The organism is Pseudoalteromonas sp. S1727 (genome assembly GCF_005886375.1).
GTDB classification, from domain to species: Bacteria; Pseudomonadota; Gammaproteobacteria; order Enterobacterales; family Alteromonadaceae; genus Pseudoalteromonas; species Pseudoalteromonas haloplanktis.
The window spans coordinates 1-341 of sequence record NZ_PNDT01000281.1; the positions used below are offsets into that span (position 1 = coordinate 1).

Annotated in this window: 1 protein-coding gene; it reads right to left on the minus strand. The window is 43.7% G+C overall.

The features are described 5' to 3' along the window. Nucleotides 1-341: class II aldolase/adducin family protein (locus CWB85_RS22015; RefSeq protein WP_171039075.1), on the minus strand; the 341-nt coding region annotated here is incomplete at both ends.

Sequence of the window (341 nt, forward strand, 5' to 3'; positions counted from 1 at the left end):
CGAGTGCAGGTAATGTCACCGTGCACATAATCAGCGTGCGTAGTCCCAAAACATGGAATACTTTGCTTTGCTTGTGCCCATGCAGTGGCATACGTTGAATGAGTATGCGTTACGCCACCAATGTCATTAAAATGGCGATACAAATGAATGTGGGTTTTGGTATCTGAAGACGGGCGCATATTGCCCTCAACGATGTTGTTTTCTAAATCAACAATCACCATGTCTTCTGCTTTCATTTGGTCATACGATACACCACTTGGTTTAATCGCAATCACGCCTTTGTCGCGGTCGATTTGCGATACATTACCAAAGGTATAAATCACCAAACCACGACGTTGTAA